This window comes from Microbacterium sp. NRRL B-14842, from assembly GCF_050470785.1.
The window spans coordinates 855,724-870,462 of record NZ_JBFLUM010000001.1 but is presented as its reverse complement, the minus strand read 5'-3'; the positions used below and the strand labels follow the sequence as shown (position 1 = coordinate 870,462).

General features: G+C 68.1%; 20 protein-coding genes. 12 read left to right on the top strand and 8 right to left on the bottom strand.

Features of this window, described 5'->3' with window-relative positions; genetic code table 11:
• Positions 1 to 18: 18 nt before the first annotated feature.
• The gene (ftsX, locus tag AB1285_RS04420) at positions 19 to 933 is read right to left on the bottom strand and encodes a permease-like cell division protein FtsX (protein ID WP_187661891.1); all 915 of its coding nucleotides are present in this window, start codon (positions 931 to 933) and stop codon (positions 19 to 21) included.
• Positions 930 to 2,036 carry a cell division ATP-binding protein FtsE gene (gene ftsE / locus AB1285_RS04415; RefSeq protein ID WP_292795623.1) on the bottom strand — a complete coding sequence of 369 codons (1,107 nt, stop codon included), beginning with the start codon at positions 2,034 to 2,036 and terminating at the stop codon, positions 930 to 932. Before ftsE ends, ftsX begins: the two co-directional genes overlap by 4 nt.
• A gap of 174 nt (positions 2,037 to 2,210) precedes the next feature.
• On the opposite strand from ftsE, the gene AB1285_RS04410 reads away from it, so the two are divergent.
• Positions 2,211 to 3,554 (top strand): DUF2510 domain-containing protein, encoded by a 1,344-nt coding sequence (locus tag AB1285_RS04410; protein ID WP_292795626.1) that lies wholly within the window; start codon positions 2,211 to 2,213, stop codon positions 3,552 to 3,554.
• Between the two features lie 57 nt (positions 3,555 to 3,611).
• On the opposite strand, the gene prfB is transcribed toward AB1285_RS04410, so the two are convergent.
• Positions 3,612 to 4,721, bottom strand: a complete 1,110-nt coding sequence (gene prfB, locus AB1285_RS04405) for a peptide chain release factor 2 (protein WP_187661893.1) — start codon at positions 4,719 to 4,721, stop codon at positions 3,612 to 3,614.
• Between the two features lie 122 nt (positions 4,722 to 4,843).
• Here prfB and AB1285_RS04400 point away from each other — a divergent pair, with 122 nt between their 5' ends.
• Entirely contained in the window at positions 4,844 to 6,085 is a 1,242-nt protein-coding gene (locus AB1285_RS04400) for an MFS transporter (protein WP_370428514.1), read from the top strand.
• Positions 6,086 to 6,096: 11 nt separating this feature from the next.
• On the opposite strand, the gene AB1285_RS04395 is transcribed toward AB1285_RS04400, so the two are convergent.
• Genes AB1285_RS04395 through AB1285_RS04380 form a run of 4 tightly spaced genes read right to left on the bottom strand, consistent with a single transcriptional unit; the run spans position 6,097 to position 7,540 of the window.
• A complete protein-coding gene (locus AB1285_RS04395; protein WP_292795631.1) occupies positions 6,097 to 6,537 on the bottom strand; it encodes a pilus assembly protein TadG-related protein in 441 nt (146 codons plus the stop codon).
• On the bottom strand, positions 6,534 to 6,968 hold the full coding sequence (locus tag AB1285_RS04390) for a TadE family protein (RefSeq protein ID WP_292795634.1): 435 nt from the start codon (positions 6,966 to 6,968) through the stop codon (positions 6,534 to 6,536). The genes AB1285_RS04395 and AB1285_RS04390 overlap by 4 nt, the downstream gene beginning before the upstream one ends.
• The gene (locus AB1285_RS04385; protein ID WP_370428496.1) at positions 6,958 to 7,341 is read right to left on the bottom strand and encodes a TadE/TadG family type IV pilus assembly protein; all 384 of its coding nucleotides are present in this window, start codon (positions 7,339 to 7,341) and stop codon (positions 6,958 to 6,960) included. The genes AB1285_RS04390 and AB1285_RS04385 overlap by 11 nt, the downstream gene beginning before the upstream one ends.
• Before the next feature lie 19 nt (positions 7,342 to 7,360).
• Positions 7,361 to 7,540, bottom strand: coding sequence for a hypothetical protein (locus AB1285_RS04380; protein WP_075245484.1), 180 nt, complete (start codon positions 7,538 to 7,540; stop codon positions 7,361 to 7,363).
• 417 nt (positions 7,541 to 7,957) lie between these two features.
• On the opposite strand from AB1285_RS04380, the gene AB1285_RS04375 reads away from it, so the two are divergent.
• From AB1285_RS04375 to AB1285_RS04360, 4 genes are all read left to right on the top strand, one after another.
• Positions 7,958 to 8,602 carry a hypothetical protein gene (locus AB1285_RS04375; protein ID WP_292795644.1) on the top strand — a complete coding sequence of 215 codons (645 nt, stop codon included), beginning with the start codon at positions 7,958 to 7,960 and terminating at the stop codon, positions 8,600 to 8,602.
• A gap of 27 nt (positions 8,603 to 8,629) precedes the next feature.
• Positions 8,630 to 8,962: a hypothetical protein gene (locus AB1285_RS04370; protein ID WP_280568796.1), complete on the top strand. Its 333-nt coding sequence runs from the start codon at positions 8,630 to 8,632 to the stop codon at positions 8,960 to 8,962.
• Between the two features lie 82 nt (positions 8,963 to 9,044).
• Positions 9,045 to 9,224 carry a hypothetical protein gene (locus AB1285_RS04365; protein ID WP_280568798.1) on the top strand — a complete coding sequence of 60 codons (180 nt, stop codon included), beginning with the start codon at positions 9,045 to 9,047 and terminating at the stop codon, positions 9,222 to 9,224.
• A 10-nt stretch (positions 9,225 to 9,234) separates the two neighbouring features.
• Complete coding sequence (locus tag AB1285_RS04360; RefSeq protein ID WP_187661901.1) at positions 9,235 to 9,507, top strand: hypothetical protein; 273 nt, start codon at positions 9,235 to 9,237, stop codon at positions 9,505 to 9,507.
• A gap of 24 nt (positions 9,508 to 9,531) precedes the next feature.
• On the opposite strand, the gene AB1285_RS04355 is transcribed toward AB1285_RS04360, so the two are convergent.
• Complete coding sequence (locus AB1285_RS04355) at positions 9,532 to 9,828, bottom strand: hypothetical protein (RefSeq protein WP_187661902.1); 297 nt, start codon at positions 9,826 to 9,828, stop codon at positions 9,532 to 9,534.
• 152 nt (positions 9,829 to 9,980) lie between these two features.
• On the opposite strand from AB1285_RS04355, the gene AB1285_RS04350 reads away from it, so the two are divergent.
• The 6 genes from AB1285_RS04350 to AB1285_RS04325 all read left to right on the top strand — a co-directional run bounded on the left by AB1285_RS04350 (position 9,981) and on the right by AB1285_RS04325 (position 14,702).
• Complete coding sequence (locus tag AB1285_RS04350; protein ID WP_370428495.1) at positions 9,981 to 11,420, top strand: recombinase family protein; 1,440 nt, start codon at positions 9,981 to 9,983, stop codon at positions 11,418 to 11,420.
• A 133-nt stretch (positions 11,421 to 11,553) separates the two neighbouring features.
• On the top strand, positions 11,554 to 11,841 hold the full coding sequence (locus tag AB1285_RS04345) for a hypothetical protein (protein WP_370428494.1): 288 nt from the start codon (positions 11,554 to 11,556) through the stop codon (positions 11,839 to 11,841).
• Positions 11,842 to 12,177: 336 nt separating this feature from the next.
• Positions 12,178 to 12,528 (top strand): hypothetical protein, encoded by a 351-nt coding sequence (locus tag AB1285_RS04340; RefSeq protein WP_370428493.1) that lies wholly within the window; start codon positions 12,178 to 12,180, stop codon positions 12,526 to 12,528.
• Positions 12,525 to 13,253 (top strand): bifunctional DNA primase/polymerase, encoded by a 729-nt coding sequence (locus AB1285_RS04335; protein WP_370428492.1) that lies wholly within the window; start codon positions 12,525 to 12,527, stop codon positions 13,251 to 13,253. The genes AB1285_RS04340 and AB1285_RS04335 overlap by 4 nt, the downstream gene beginning before the upstream one ends.
• Positions 13,250 to 14,431, top strand: coding sequence for an AAA family ATPase (locus AB1285_RS04330; protein ID WP_370428491.1), 1,182 nt, complete (start codon positions 13,250 to 13,252; stop codon positions 14,429 to 14,431). The genes AB1285_RS04335 and AB1285_RS04330 overlap by 4 nt, the downstream gene beginning before the upstream one ends.
• On the top strand, positions 14,424 to 14,702 hold the full coding sequence (locus AB1285_RS04325) for a hypothetical protein (protein WP_370428490.1): 279 nt from the start codon (positions 14,424 to 14,426) through the stop codon (positions 14,700 to 14,702). The genes AB1285_RS04330 and AB1285_RS04325 overlap by 8 nt, the downstream gene beginning before the upstream one ends.
• Positions 14,703 to 14,739 lie beyond the last annotated feature (37 nt).

Genomic DNA, 14,739 nt, shown 5'->3' with positions numbered 1-14,739 from the left:
GAGCAGCCTTTCAGGGTATCAGGTGCGCAGCCAACGCCGGATCGCGAAGCCGGCCGAGAGCGCCGCGAGCACGACGCCGATCCCGACGAGGACCGGCACCACGAGGATCGCGTCCTGCATGGTCACCCACGTCGTGATGAACGGCACCCGTCCGCGGAGATAGCCGTTCACGCCGAAGTGCATGCCGGCGACGACCGCCGCGCTCGCGAGAGCCGAGCCCAGCAACGCGGCGAAGACGCCCTCCAGCACGAACGGCGTCTGGATGAAGCGGTTCGAGGCGCCGACCAGGCGCATGATCCCGATCTCCTTCCGCCGCGCATAGGCGGACAAGCGGATGGTGGTGGCGATCAGAAGCGTCGCGGCGATGAGCATGAGGACGGCGATGCCGACGGCGATGTAGGTCGCCACGGTGAGCGCGGAGAACAGCGGTTCGAGGTATTGGAGCTGGTCCTGGACCTGTTCCACTCCGGCTTGGCCGTTGAACGCCTCGGCGAGGACCTGCGACTGGCCCGGGTCCTTCATCGTGACGAAGAAGACCTCGAACGCCTGATCGGGCGAGAGCACGCTGGCCTGCTCCTCCCCGACCTGCTCGACGAGCTTGGCGTAGGTCTCCTCCTTCGTGTCGAAGGTCATGGAGCTGATGAGCGGCGACAACGCGTCGCCCTCGAGCTGGGCGCGCACGGCGGCGACCTGCTCCTCGCTCGCCGCGCCGTCGACGCAGGTGTCCGACTCCGACACCGCGGAGCACATGTAGACGGCCACCTGGGCGCGCTCGGCCCAGTAGCCGCGCATGACGCCGATCTGGGACTGCATGAGGATCGCGGCGCCGACGAACGTCAGCGACACGAAGGTGACGAGCACGACGGAGATGACCATCGAGATGTTGCGCCGCAGGCCGACGAGGGCCTCGGTCAGGATCAGGCCGATTCTCATGAGGTCGGGCCCACTTCCTCGTCGTCCTGGTCGGACAGCCCGAGGCGGTCGGCGACGCCGAGCTCGGCGACGTCCACCTCCGGGATCACGATCGGATGCGTGCGCGGACCGGCGGGCGCGAGACGCTCGGCAGCGGGCTGCGGCGCGGCCGGCGGCTGCACGACGTCCGGTGGTTCGACCACGCCGGGCTCCCGTGAGGGCTCCGGCGGCTCGACCACCTGCGGAGCGGGTTCGGCGGCGGGCTTGGTGACCGCGGGAGACGCGGCGGCGGCACGGCGCTGGGCGTCCAGCTCCTCCGCCAGGGCTGCGCGGACCACGGAGAGGTCGGCGGTCTGGCGCTGCACCTCCTGCACGGCCGTGAGGGCTGCGGCGGCCGCGGCACCGCGGACCTCCTCCGGCACCAGGCGCGGGATGTTCGAGGTGTCGCCGTATCCGCCGTGCACCTCGTCGCGGACCATCTCGCCGTCACGGAGCTCGATCACGCGGCGGCGCATCTGGTCGACGAACCCGGCCTCGTGGGTCGCCATGAGCACTGTCGTGCCACCCGCGTTGATCCGGGCGAGCAGCTGCATGATGTCGACGGAGGTCGCCGGGTCGAGGTTTCCGGTGGGCTCGTCGGCGAGCAGCACCTGAGGACGGTTGACGAGCGCCCTGGCGATCGCGACGCGCTGCTGCTCGCCGCCGGAGAGCTCGTGCGGCATGCGCTTCTCCTTGCCGTCGAGCCCGACGAGGGCGAGCGCCTCGGGAACCGCCTGCTGGATGAAGCCCCGGGACGAGCCGGTGACCTGCAGCGTGAAGGCGACGTTCTGATGGACGGTCTTGGACGGGAGCAGGCGGAAGTCCTGGAACACCGAGCCGATGTGCCGACGGAAGTAGGGCACCTTACGGTTCGCCAGAGCCCTCAGGTCGCGGCCGAGGACGGCGACACGGCCCGTCGTCGGCACGTCCTCGCGGAGGATGAGGCGCAGACAGGAGGACTTGCCGGACCCGGAGGCGCCGACCAGGAAGACGAACTCCCCGCGCTGCACCTCGAAGTCGACACCGGACAGGGCGGGCTTCGACGTCCCGCGGTAGCGTTTCGTGACGTTCTCGAACCGAATCATGGCGATTCGAGCCTAAGCGCGGCACGGGCGTCGCCCCGGCACGACACCCCGCCGCGCGGCACGCCGTGCCGCTCTTCCTCCTCCCCCGTCGGCCCACCGAGGTCCGCGCCCGCTGCTATACATGGAGTGTCGATTCGCGTCCACCACGCGAGCGCACACACGGAGGGGACCCCCATGACGACACCTGCCGGCTGGTACGACGACGGTTCCGGGCGCCTGCGCTGGTGGGACGGCCAGCAGTGGACCGAACACTTCGCGCCGGAGACCACCGCGACGCCCGAGGACACCACCGCTGCGGCGGCTGAGGACGCGGGCGCGGACAGCACTTCCGCGGAGAGCGCCTCCGCGGCGACTTCCGACGGCGCTCCCCCGGCGGAGGAACCGACCGCCGCAGCGGAGCCCTCCACACCCGAACCCGTCGCCGCCGAACGGGAGATCGCTCCGGACGAGCCCGCGACCGACTTCATCGTCGCTCCCGAGCCCGCGCAGGACTGGACGGCGCCCGCCAGCGGCGCGCACGACCTCCCCGGCGCGGCACCGATCGTCCCTCCGGCCGGTACCGACGGCGGCACGGCGGCCTATCCCCCCGCGGCACCGTTCTCCCCCGACCAGAAGCCGTATCAGGGCCAGGGCGGATACCCGGCGCAGGGTGCGTACCCGGGCTCGCAGAGTGGCGGCGGCTACCCGGGACAGGTACCGGGCGGACAGGGCGCGTACCCCGGACAGGGCGCGTACCCCGGACAGGCCGCCTATCCGGGCCAGGCACCGGCCACCGACGGCCCGAAGAAGATGTCGGTGCTCGGCCTCGTCGGTCTCGGGATCGCCGCGCTCGGCCTCATCCTCGCGTTCATCCCCCTGACGCTCCCGTTCGCCTGGTTCCTCCTGGCGGCCGGGTTCATCGTCTCGCTCATCTCCCTGTTCCTGAAGGGCACCAAGTGGCCGGGGATCACCGGCCTCGGGGTGTCGGTGCTCGGCGGCATCGTCGCGATCGTCGTGAGCATCTTCTTCGTGCTGGCCGTCGCGAACACCGTGCGCCCGGTCACGCTTCCCGACTACGACGACGGCACGAGCCAGAGCCCGGCGCCGGAGACCGACGACACCGGCGACGCGGGTACGGGTGAGGTCGCCGAGGGCACGCTGGGCGAGCCGGTCGCCGTGCCGCAGCTCGAGGGCACGGCCGAGGTCACCATCCGTTCCGCCACGTTCGGACCGACCAACGGCACGGACTTCGAGGCCGCCAACGGCGGCTATCTGTTGATCGACGTGGCCTGGGAGACGCTCGACGGGACGACCTACGTCAACCCGCTCTACTTCTCCGTCGAGACGGCCGACGGCGTCGAGGGCGACTACGACATCTTCGGCGACGCGACGCTCGAGTCCACGGAGCAGAACGCCGGGACGACGGCGGAGGGCACCGTCTCGTTCGACGTCGCCGAAAGCCCGTCCTACGTGATCGTCATCACGGACGAGATGCTGCAGGAGGTCGCCCGCGTGACCGTCGAGGCGTCGGCACGCTGATCCTTCCGCACCACACGACGAAGGCCCCGGGAGCTCCCGGGGCCTTCGTCGTGTGGGTCAGTCCTCGTCTTTGCGCTTGCGCCAGCGGATGCCCGCCGAGATGAAGTCGTCGAGGTCGCCGTCGAACACGGCGGCGGGGTTGCCGGACTCCTGGCCCGTGCGGAGGTCCTTGACGAGCTGCTGGCCGTAGAGGAAGTAGGAGCGCATCTGGTCGCCCCAGCTCGCGGTGATGTTGCCGGCGAGCTCCTTCTTCTTGGCGGCCTCCTGCTCCTTCTGCAGCAGCAGGAGACGGTTCTGCAGCACCCGCATGGCCGCGGCGCGGTTCTGGATCTGCGACTTCTCGTTCTGCATCGACACGACGATGCCGGTCGGGAGGTGGGTGATGCGCACGGCGGAGTCGGTCGTGTTGACGGACTGTCCACCGGGGCCGGAGGAGCGGAAGACGTCGACCCGGATGTCGTTCTCGGGGATGTCGACCTCGGTCGCCTCCTCCATGAGCGGGATGACCTCGACGGCGGCGAAAGACGTCTGGCGCTTGTCCGCGGATCCGAACGGGCTGATGCGCGCGAGGCGGTGCGTGCCGGCCTCGACCGAGATCGTGCCGAAGGCGTAGGGCGCGTCGATCTCGAAGGTCGCCGACTTGATACCGGCGCCCTCCGCGTACGAGGTGTCCATCACCTTGACGGGGTACTTGTGACGCTCCGCCCAGCGCAGGTACATGCGCATGAGCATCTCGGCGAAGTCGGTGGCGTCGTCGCCGCCGGCGCCAGAGCGGATGGTGACGATCGCGCTGCGCTCGTCGTACTCGCCGTCGAGCAGCGTCTGCACCTCGAGCTGGTTGATGAGGTCGGTGAGCGTCTGCAGCTCCTTGCGCGCCTCGATCGCCGACTCCTCGTCGCCCATCTCGTTCGCCAGGTCGACGAGCACCTCGAGGTCGTCGAGGCGCTGGGCGATGCCGGTGATGCGGGCGAGCTCCGACTGGCGGTGGCTCAGGGCGCTGGTGACCTTCTGGGCGTTCTCGGTGTCGTCCCAGAGGTCGGGCGCGCCGGCCTCCTCGCTGAGACGCGCGATGTCCTCGCGGAGACGGTTGACATCGACGACCTCGCTGATGTCGCCGAAGGTGTGCCTGAGCGCCTGGATTTCGGCGGAGAGATCTAGTTCGAGCATGACACCTCAGCCTAACGTGCCGCCCGCGCGCGCGGGGACGGGCGTGTCCGGCCCTTCGCGCCGACCGGAGTAGCGTGAGGGACGTGAGCAGCGCATCCACGGTCCTCCGCCAGTTCGGGCCGATGGTGTACCTGCCGACCGTCCTCTTCTCCCTCGGCGAAGGTGCGGTCATCCCGCTCATCCCGGTCATCGCTGCGTCGATGGGTGCCGACGTCGCCTTCGCGGCCCTCGTCGCCTCGGCGCTCGTGGTCGGCCAGCTCTGCGGCAACCTCCCGGCCGGGTGGGCCGTGGGGCGCATCGGCGAGCGGTTCACGATGGTCATCGCGGGCGTCATCGCCATCCTCGCCGCCGTCGGCATGGTCTTCGCGCCGTCACTCGGGGTCCTCGCGGCGTCGGTGTTCCTCCTCGGCCTGTGCGCAGCCGCCTTCGGGCTGGCCCGGCACGCGTTCATGACCACGCGGGTGCCGCTGGCGTTCCGCGCCCGCTCGCTCTCCCTGCTGGGCGGCAGCTTCCGCCTGGGCATCTTCATCGGCCCGTTCGTCTCCGCCGGCCTCCTGCAGCACTTCGGCACGGAGGCTGCCGCGATCTGGTTCTTCCTCGCCTGCCTCGTGGTGATGGTCGTGCTCGTGCTCTTCGGACCGGATCCGGAGAAGACCGTCGCCCCGCTGCGGACCACCGTCCGGTTCGCGGAGGACAGCGGCGAGGCCGTGAGCGGGTCGATCCCGACCATCGAGCGGGTCGGGATCTTCCAGACGATGTGGCGGCAGCGCGGAGTGCTCGGTCGGCTCGGACTCGCCGCGGCCTCGCTCTCGGCGGTGCGGTCGGCACGGCAGGTCGTCCTCCCGCTGTGGGGACTCTCGCTGGGCCTCGACGCTTCGACCATCGCCCTCGTCGTCGGCGTCTCCGGAGCCATCGACTTCGCCCTCTTCTACGCCAGCGGCCAGGTGATGGACCGCTTCGGCCGGCTCTGGGCGGCGATGCCCGCGATGGTGTTGATGGGTGCCGGGTTCCTCGCCCTGTCGGTCACGCACGACGTCGACTCCGCGGTGCTCTGGTTCGGTATGTTCGCCGCGGTCCTCGGCGTCGGCAACGGGCTGTCCAGCGGCATCCTCCTCACCCTCGGAGCGGATGTCGCCCCGAAGCACGACCCCGCCGCGTTCCTCGGGTCGTGGCGCACGCTGACCGATGCCGGTGGCGCGGTCGCCCCGCTCCTCGTCTCGGGCATCACCGCGGTCGCCTCCCTGTCGTTCGCGGCCGGGGCCATGGGTCTGATCGGACTCGTCGGCGCCGCCGGGTTCCTCCGCTGGATCCCCCGGTTCGTCCCCCGGACGCCGCCGAGCACGCCGGACCCGTCCGAGGACTGAGCGCCCGGTCGCTAGCGCAGCGCCGTGCGGCTCGTCGCCGTCGCCTGCAGCGGCACCCCCTCGGGCACGAACGGCGAGAGCAGCGGCGGATGCCAGATCGCCGCGACGGTGACGCGCGCGCTCACGCCGTCCGGGGTGCCCGCGTCGACGACGGTCGCCTCGAGCCCCGCGTCACGGACGAGCGGCATCGCCTGCTCGGCCACCCCCGCGTCGGTGAGCGTCGCACGCGGCACCTCCCCCTCCACCTGCAGCGTGAAGCCGTCCGCCCCGGCGAGCGCGGCCGCATCCGCGAGCCCGTCCAGGCGCTTCTGGGTGAGGTAGAGGTCGGTGGCGCAGACACACACGAACAGCACGGCGAGCGCGAGGATCAGGTAGCCGAGGACGAGGAGCAGCACGCTCCCCTCGTCGTCGCCCCTTCCGTCCTTGTCCCCGTCGCGCCTGCGCCGGCTCATCCGCCGCTCCAGCGTCGCGAGACCTTCTGCACCGACACGGCTTCCACAGGGACGGACGTCGCCTGGTCGAGTCCGAGCACTCCCGGCACGAGCGGCAGCGGCACGCGCGTCGAGACCGTGACGACCACCGTCGCTCCCGCCGCCGGACAGGCCGATGCCCGGGGGCGACACGACACCGCGACGTCGACCGCTCCGCGATCGATGCCGTACTCCGCGACGATCCCGTCCAGCACCTGCTCCCCGCGGACTGCGGCCCCTGCGACGTCAGGTGTCGAGGCGATGGCACGTGCGGCCTGCCGCGCCGCGGCCTCGACGCCGAGCGACTGCTCCTGCACCGAACCCACAGCGATCACGAGGTACAGCAGCGGCACGAGCAGGATCACCCCGACCGTGATGAACTCCAGCGAGCTCGATCCTGCGTCATCGCGCATCGAACGACTCCGCCGGTGCGGAGGCTTCGACCTGCAGGGCTGCAGGGACACCGATGAGGCCGACCACCGGGAGGGTCGTCCGGACCCGGACCTCCACGGTCTCCTGTCCCTCCCGCCGCGTCGAGGCGACCGTGATGTCGTCGGCGTAGGAGGGGCCGATCGCGCGACGGATGACCTCGCGCGCCCGTTCCTCCCCCTCCTTGGCGGTCGTGTCGGCGAGCGCCGCGTAGTACGCGCCTTCGACGGCCGCATCGTGGACGACGTTGCGCACGTAGATCGCGAACGCCAGCTGCAGCACAGCGAGGGTCAGCGCGGTGAGCAGGGTGCCGACGAGCACGAACTCCACCGGGTTCGATCCGCGGTCATCCGTCATCCCCGCAGACGCACGCATGTCAGAGCCCCGAGACCCGCTGGATGGCCTGCTCGAAGAGGGAGGTGAGCGCAGGCCCGGCGACCGCCCAGATGAGCACGACGAGGCCCGCGGTCATCAGGGTGACGAGGACCCAGCCGGGGACATCTCCCCGTTCGTCGTCGTGGAAGGCACGGAGCATCGAGCGCGCACGAGAGATCATGCGGCCAGTGTGCATCGAAGACCTGCCGCGGCGCGGACATTATCCACAGGGCCGTGCGGGTGACCCGCGCCCTCACGCGGCGACACCAGTTCGAGGCGGTCTTTGTCCGAGCCGGAGCCGGCTTGCCAGATCGTGCCAGAAGTCACCGAGCGCACCCGTGTTGTTCGCGTGCATCTCGCGCCATGCCGAAGCTCGCCTAGCCACGGAGGCGCCACACGTCCACGCCCGGACGCGATGACGTGCTCGCCGACAGATCCTCATGGACTGCCACATAGTGGCTCATCTTGTGTCTTTTGTCTTGTGTCCCCCAAAAAGGGACAGACACCTCATCGCTCCGAGGTTACTGTGACGCTGGCCCGCAGGTGCGAGCCATATAGCGATGATGGGGGTTCGGAGATGTGGGGATGGCGTGCAGGGATGGCGTTGGTTGCTATCGTCGCGATGCTGGGAACAGGCGTCGCGCCGGCAGCGGCTAAAGCACCCGACGAGTCCGAGCGGACGACGATCACTACATTCGGCTTCGTGCCGACAGACAGCGCTGGCACGGCCGCGCAAACCGACGTAGAAGCCCAGATCGCCGAGGTGGAATCCCTCGAGGCCTCGGACACTCCATTGGCTGCCCCTTACGACTCGAGCAAGATGCCGAGTGGGTCAGCAAAAGACCGCGCAGCGATGGCCGCGGGTGACACGGCCTATCGGATCGTCTCGACGTGGACCGATAACATTGCAAAGCCGGTCGTTGCTCGCGCGGGCAACGGAACCACGTGGGGTCTCACCAAGGTTCAGAACAAGCATCATGTCAACCTCAACATGATCAAGAAGACCACAAAGTTCCCGAGGCCGACCGGCGGCCGCGTCACTCAAGGCACCTCCATCATTTACTTGACGGACGCGATCGAATGGGAGTGCTGGATCGGTTCCTGCAAGCCGAAGCGCTCGATGACAGTGAAAGTGGTGATCGAGAACGCCCGCATGAGCGACGGCAAGCAAAAGGGACTTATCACGGCATACTGTATGGGCGTCACGGTGTGCCCCCAGTGGGTCATTAACGTTGCGGGATGAAGGGCAGCATTACGCATGGGTAGCGACGTGAATGCAGAGACCTTTCTCTCAGCGGTCCGCGAAGAATGGGATAAGGCGCACGGGACGATCGTGGTGCCGGCGGAACTCGAGTTGACGCATCTGGAAGCCGACGGCGAGTCGTTGACGCTGCACGTTACAGACTCCGCCGGGTCGCGCTTCGGTTGGCGTACGCCACTTCCGGCCCATATGCGCAGTAAGAACAAGACACCAGGAGAAACGGGTACACCGCAGCATTGGGCGCTCTGGGAAGTCCTCATTCCCCTGGTAGAAGAGCTCGAGACGAACGCTGCAACTCGGTTACCGCCCGACATCGACGGTGTGAGGTGGATCTCGAGGTAAGGCCGCTCATGCCGAGACGGTACATCCGGGCGGAGTGCGTCACTGCCTATCGGAACCGCCGGAACGCAATAGGCTCCCGCCTATGGAGCCCAACCCCCTGCTGCCGTCGATTCCGGTGCTGATCGCGATCGTCGTCGGCGTGGTGATCCTCGTCGCCGTCATCGTCATCGTCATCGGCGCGCGGAGGGCGAAGCGGCGAGGCCCTGTACTCCCGTCACGCGAATCGCACAACCCCGGGTCCGGTCGTCCGGACGAGGGATAGCCTGTCACGCATGCGCCCTGGACCTGACGATGAGATGCGGGCCAGAGTCGAGATCGACGGGCTCACCTATCCCCTGCCCCGCGGCACCGATGTCGCCGCCCTCCGAGAGAGGATCGAGGCCGCCGCGCGCGCTGAACCCACCTTCGTCTCGTTCGCCACGTCGGACGGCCTGGCGAGCGTGCTCGTCCACCCGACCTCGCGGGTTTTCCTCTTCCAGGTCAAGGCCTCCGACGAGGGGAGCCTCGCCTCAGACCTCGGCGGACTGCCGGATTGGGACGTCTGAGCGCCGCGGAGAGCCGCCGTGGGATCAGGAGGTGAACTCGTCGATGACGAGCTCACCGCGGGCGTTCAGCCGCTCCATCATGTGACTGACCCGGGCCGGATCGATCGCCGGCGGCGGCTCGGCGTCGAACTCGAGCACCAGCGGGATCGCCGGGTGCATCCACGCGGACAGTCGGCCAGGGCTCTTCTTCCCCGACGGCCACGTCATCATGAAGCTCTCCTGGCGCCGGAGCTTCGTGGAGATCACGATCTTCAGATGCGCCAGCACGGTGTCGTCGACCTCGATCGGCGGACGAGAGCTGTTGTACTCGAGACTTCCCATAGACAAAAGGTAAGCCCCCACGGCCTCCCCCGACGACCACTCATCCGATGCCGAGCCGCAGGATGAACAGGCCAGGGTAGATCGCGAACACGACGGACAACGGGAGGATGAGGAACACCAACGGGCACAGTATTAGGTAGTAACCTTTTCCCATGACACTTATCCCCGCGGCAAGCTACGCGCGCATCAGCGAGAAGGTCAGCACCCGTGACAAGGTGGCCGACCAGCACGCACAGAACGAGCAGCACGCCGCCACTCGTGGCTACCGCATCGTCGCGCGCTACACCGACGACGGCATCAGCGCGCTGGGGCACAAGGAGCGCCCTGACTTCGAGCGGATGCTTGCCGATGCTGAGACCGGTGCCCCTTGGCGTGTCATCGTGGCCACTGAGGAAGAGCGCCTAGCACGCAACGTCGAAGAGAAGCTAGAGCTGCACGCCGCGTGCGAGGTTGCCGGGGTGGTGTGGGACACCGCGCGTGATGGCTATGTCGACCCGGCTACCGACTCGGGCGAGTTCATGTCCACGGTACGCGCAGCAATGGGCCGCATCGAGTCCAAGCGCAAGGCACGCCGTCAGTTAGCGGCGTCCGATGCCCGCGCTGCTGATGGGCTGCCGACCGCACGCCCTGGCTATGGCTACCGACGAGAGGACAGGCACGATGTGATCGTGGAGGCTGAGGCCGTGGTCATCCGTGAGGCTGCGCGCCGGGTGCTGGCTGGGGACTCGCTGCGGGGCATCGCTACCGACTTCAATGCGCGTGGCATCCCCTCCCCTGCTGGTGCGCCTTGGCAGGGCATCACACTGCGGCAGCTCATCCGCCGCCCGTCACTCGCGGGCCTCCGCACCCACCGGGGCAAGGTGGTCGGCACGTTCAACCCCGAGTTGCACCCAGCGATACTCGACGAGGACACGCACGCACGGCTTGAAGCGCTGCTCACCGACCCGAACCGCGCGCAGGGCACGGGCGGGCGCACTCCCGTTCACCTGCTGTCAGGGCTGGCCGTGTGTGGCCGCTGCGGTGACACGCTGGGCGGGCGCATGAAGCGGATACCGGGGTGGACGCCGAAGCCAGGGCAGAAGTCCAAGCCGGTCAAGGCCGCGTACGCCTGCGGCACCTGTCACAAGGTGCGCCGCATCCAGGAGCCGGTGGACGAGTTCGTGACTGAAGTCATCCTGCGCCGCCTTGAGCAGCCGGATGCAGCGCAGCTATTCAGCCAGGGCGACACGGGTGCTGCGCAGAAGGCGCGGGACGCCATAGAGGCCATTGACGCCCGCCTAGCCACGGCTGCCGATCAGTTCGCGGACGGCGTGCTCACCGGCGACCAGCTTCGCCGCATCACCGAACGCCTGCGGGCCGACCGCACCGCGCATGAGCGCACCGTGGCCGAGTCGATGCCTGCTCGGGTGCCGGTGGACGTGGCGGGGCCGCTGGCTCGACAGACGTGGGCGGGGCTGCACATTGACAATCGGCGCGCGATCATCGACGCGCTGGCCGTGGTGGTGATCGAGCCGCAGGGCAGCGGCAGGGCATTCGACCCCGACCTAGTGCGGATCGTGTGGCGCAACTGGGGCCGACGCGAGCGGCTCTGAGCGCTCTCTGAGCGGTCTAGCGGTAGCTCGCAGCCCCACACCCCTACTCCAGGCACCCCGCGCGCCTCAGAGCCAAACACGCCGCAGGGGGCGAATTGCATCGCTCGCTGCTCGGCGGGGCATAATAGCAAACATGCAATCCACTATCAAGGTGGTCTGCCGGGGCACCAAGCGCCACGGGAGCCACCCCTCGCGCATCGTCGCTCAGTACCGCTGGTCTGAGTCGGACGACGTGTGGGAGCGGGTTGACCGGTATGGGGAGGACCATCACTGGTTCATCCAGGCCGAAACGGATGGCACGCTCGTCGGCTACCCCACGCCGCATTTCAAGTGCGCGTGTGGCCGTGATGAGCAGCCCCGTCACGAGGACCTGCAGAACCGTCTCACGCGGGCGCAGGCTGCGGGCGAACTAGCCCTGTAGGCTCAACACATACAACTGAATAGCCGCTGGTGATCGGCGGGATACAAAAGCAAGGTCACATTCCAACTCCTCACCGGGAGTCAGTTAGTCAGCCAAGCGCTGACCTGACTCCGTGGGGAGTTTTCCGTTGTCTAGCTCCAATTCTCCAAATCGCGCCAAGGCGCAGTCCGACATCATGGTCGGGCGTCGCCTCAAGGATCCTGAGCGAGAGGCCAAGGGTCGCAGTGGCCTTGCCGAAGCCAAGATCGCTGATGCAATCGAGCGCGCGCTAGCCGTAGCGCCGCCACTGACCCCTGCCCAGGTCAAGCGCCTGACAGGTCTGCTGCGGGGTGCGAAATGAGCACCGCAGTCCCGGTCGACTACCCCGGCAAGAAGCTCCTGACCGAAGCTGAGCAGAACTCGGTGCTGCGCAACGGCCCGTCGCTCGAATGGTTCAAGCCGTGGCTGCGCGAGACCGCCCTGCGCTTCCCTGACATGGCCAAGGGCGGGTACGGGTACGCCCACCTGTCCGGTGGCAGCGAGGGGCCAGCCTTCCAAATCGACGTGCGCACCTTCCACACTCGTGAAGACCTGCAATGGGCCCTGGACACCCTGCACGGCCTACGTGCGCGGTGCGATGACAAGTGCGACGCCCTGTTCTACTGGACGCCTGACACGGTCGCCTCTGGCCCGGTGGTGGCGTCATGAACCGCATGCTGCGCGCCGCGCTCGAACTCGCCGAGGCCGGATGGGCGGTGCTGCCGCTCGACGGCAAGAAGCCTGTCACGCCTCACGGCCACCTTGACGCCACCATCGACCGGCGCACCATCCGCCGCATGTGGGCTGACCATGACTACAACATCGGCGCTCCGGTTCCCCGCAGCCTGATTGTGCTCGACGTTGATCCCCGCAACGGGGGCAACCTGCAAGACCTCGAGTTGCGCGCCGGGGTGGAGCTTCCGCCCACGCTGGAAGTGGTCAGCGGCAGGCGCGACGGCGGGCGTCACCTGTACTACATGCGTCCGTTCGTGCAGCCGTACAGGGGCAGCGTGCCGCGTGGCATCGACGTCAAGATCAACGGCTACATGGTGATGCCGCCCAGCATCCACCCGGACTCGGGCAGCCCCTACCGATGGGTGACGCGCGATGTGGCCACGCTCCCCCGCGAGGTCATCAAATTGATGCTGCCGCGCAGGGGTTCAAAGCCCAAGACTCCCACGACCGCGAGTCCGGTGGCGCTCGCGTCATTCGTTCGCGGCCTGCAGTCGGGCGAGCGCCACGACGGCCTGTTCTGGGCTGCCAGCCGTGCGCATGAGGCCGGGGTTGGCGACCGCGGGCTGGAACTACTCATCGACGCCGCAGAGGACAACGGCTTCAGCCGCAGTGAGGCCGAGCGCGTTGTGCTGTCGGCCCGGAAGGAGCAGCACGCATGACCCCCCGCAAGAAGACCAGCACCCCACGGGTGCCGGAAGCAGACCTGCTGTCGGAAGAAGAGGCCGAGCAGCTTGCAGCTCCGCCCAAGCCCCGTTCGGTAGCCGACCTACTCAAGCAGGACTTCCCCATCCTGGACTGGATCGTGCCCGACGTAATCCCCGACGGGTGTCACCTGTTGGTGGCCGCACCCAAGATCGGCAAGAGCCTGCTGTCGCTCATGCTGGCCATTGCCTGCGCGCGTGGCGGGAAGGCGTTCGGTTCGATCAGGGTCGCGGCGCGCCCGGTGCTGCTGCTCGACCTGGAATCGGGTGATCGCCGGCTGGCCAAGCGGTTGACCGACTTCGGCCTGACGTCGGTGCCCTCCACGTTCGAGTTCCACACTGACCCCGACACAGCCCTTGCCGTGATGCGGGAGTTCATGGAGCGGCACAAGGGACAGTCACCCCTGGCCATCCTCGACACCCTGTCCGAAGTGATGGGGCCGAAGCCGCGTGACCTGGCTCCGATGCTGCACGAGAAGCGCACCTTGCAGCCCATCCAGAAGCTGTGCGCCGACGACCCGGGCGCGTCCGTGTTGATCGTGCATCACAACCGCAAGGACAAGACCGGGGACAGCGTCGACTCATCGTCGGGCACGCACGGGCTCACGGGCGCCGTGGACGGCATCTTCGTGATGGACAGGCCCGACCGGCAGAAGCCCGAGGCAACGCTCATCCGTAACAGCCGTGACGTCGAGGATGCCCGGTTCGGCATGACGCTCAAAGGCGTCGTGTGGACGTTCGACGGTCGCAGCGCAGGGAAGGCGCGGCTAGCTGCACAGGAACGTCAGGTGCGGGAGCGGGTCGAGCGGCAGGGCAAGGTCGGCCACAAGATGCTCGAACTCCTGAAGGAGCACGGGCCGTTGACGCCCGCTGAAGCCTACGAGCTCTACGACGGTGACGCCAAGCTGCAAACCGTCCGTAACGCGCTGGTGCGCCTGTCGGCGCGTGACCTCGCATCCAAAGACGACAGCGGGCGGTACATGGCCATATATACCCCTGAGTTGGGTGAGTTTAGTGAGTTGGATAGCAACTCAGGCAACTCAGCCAACCCAGGGGGTTATGTACACCCCCGCAGGGCCACGGGCACGCGTCGCACGTCATCGACCACCCGGAAGGCAGGTAAGCGCCATGAGTGAAGCCACCATCACCATCCGCGTTGACGATGAAGTGCTCTTCCGCCTTCGCGAAGGATGCCGCCCACTCGTGTACCCCGACATGATTTCGCGCGTCTCCTATGACACCGGCATGAACGTGCTTCACGCGGGCACTGTCTGGGCCATTGGCGAACTCGAGGGCGTCATGGCCCTCGAACTGGATGACAGCACCATCGTCGCTGCCGATGATATCGACCCGGATTCGGTCGTCGTCAACCCGACAGCGGGCATGCGGGAGGCGGTCGAGGAATGAAAAACCTTCACGGCTGTGCGGCGGTTCAGAACAGGAC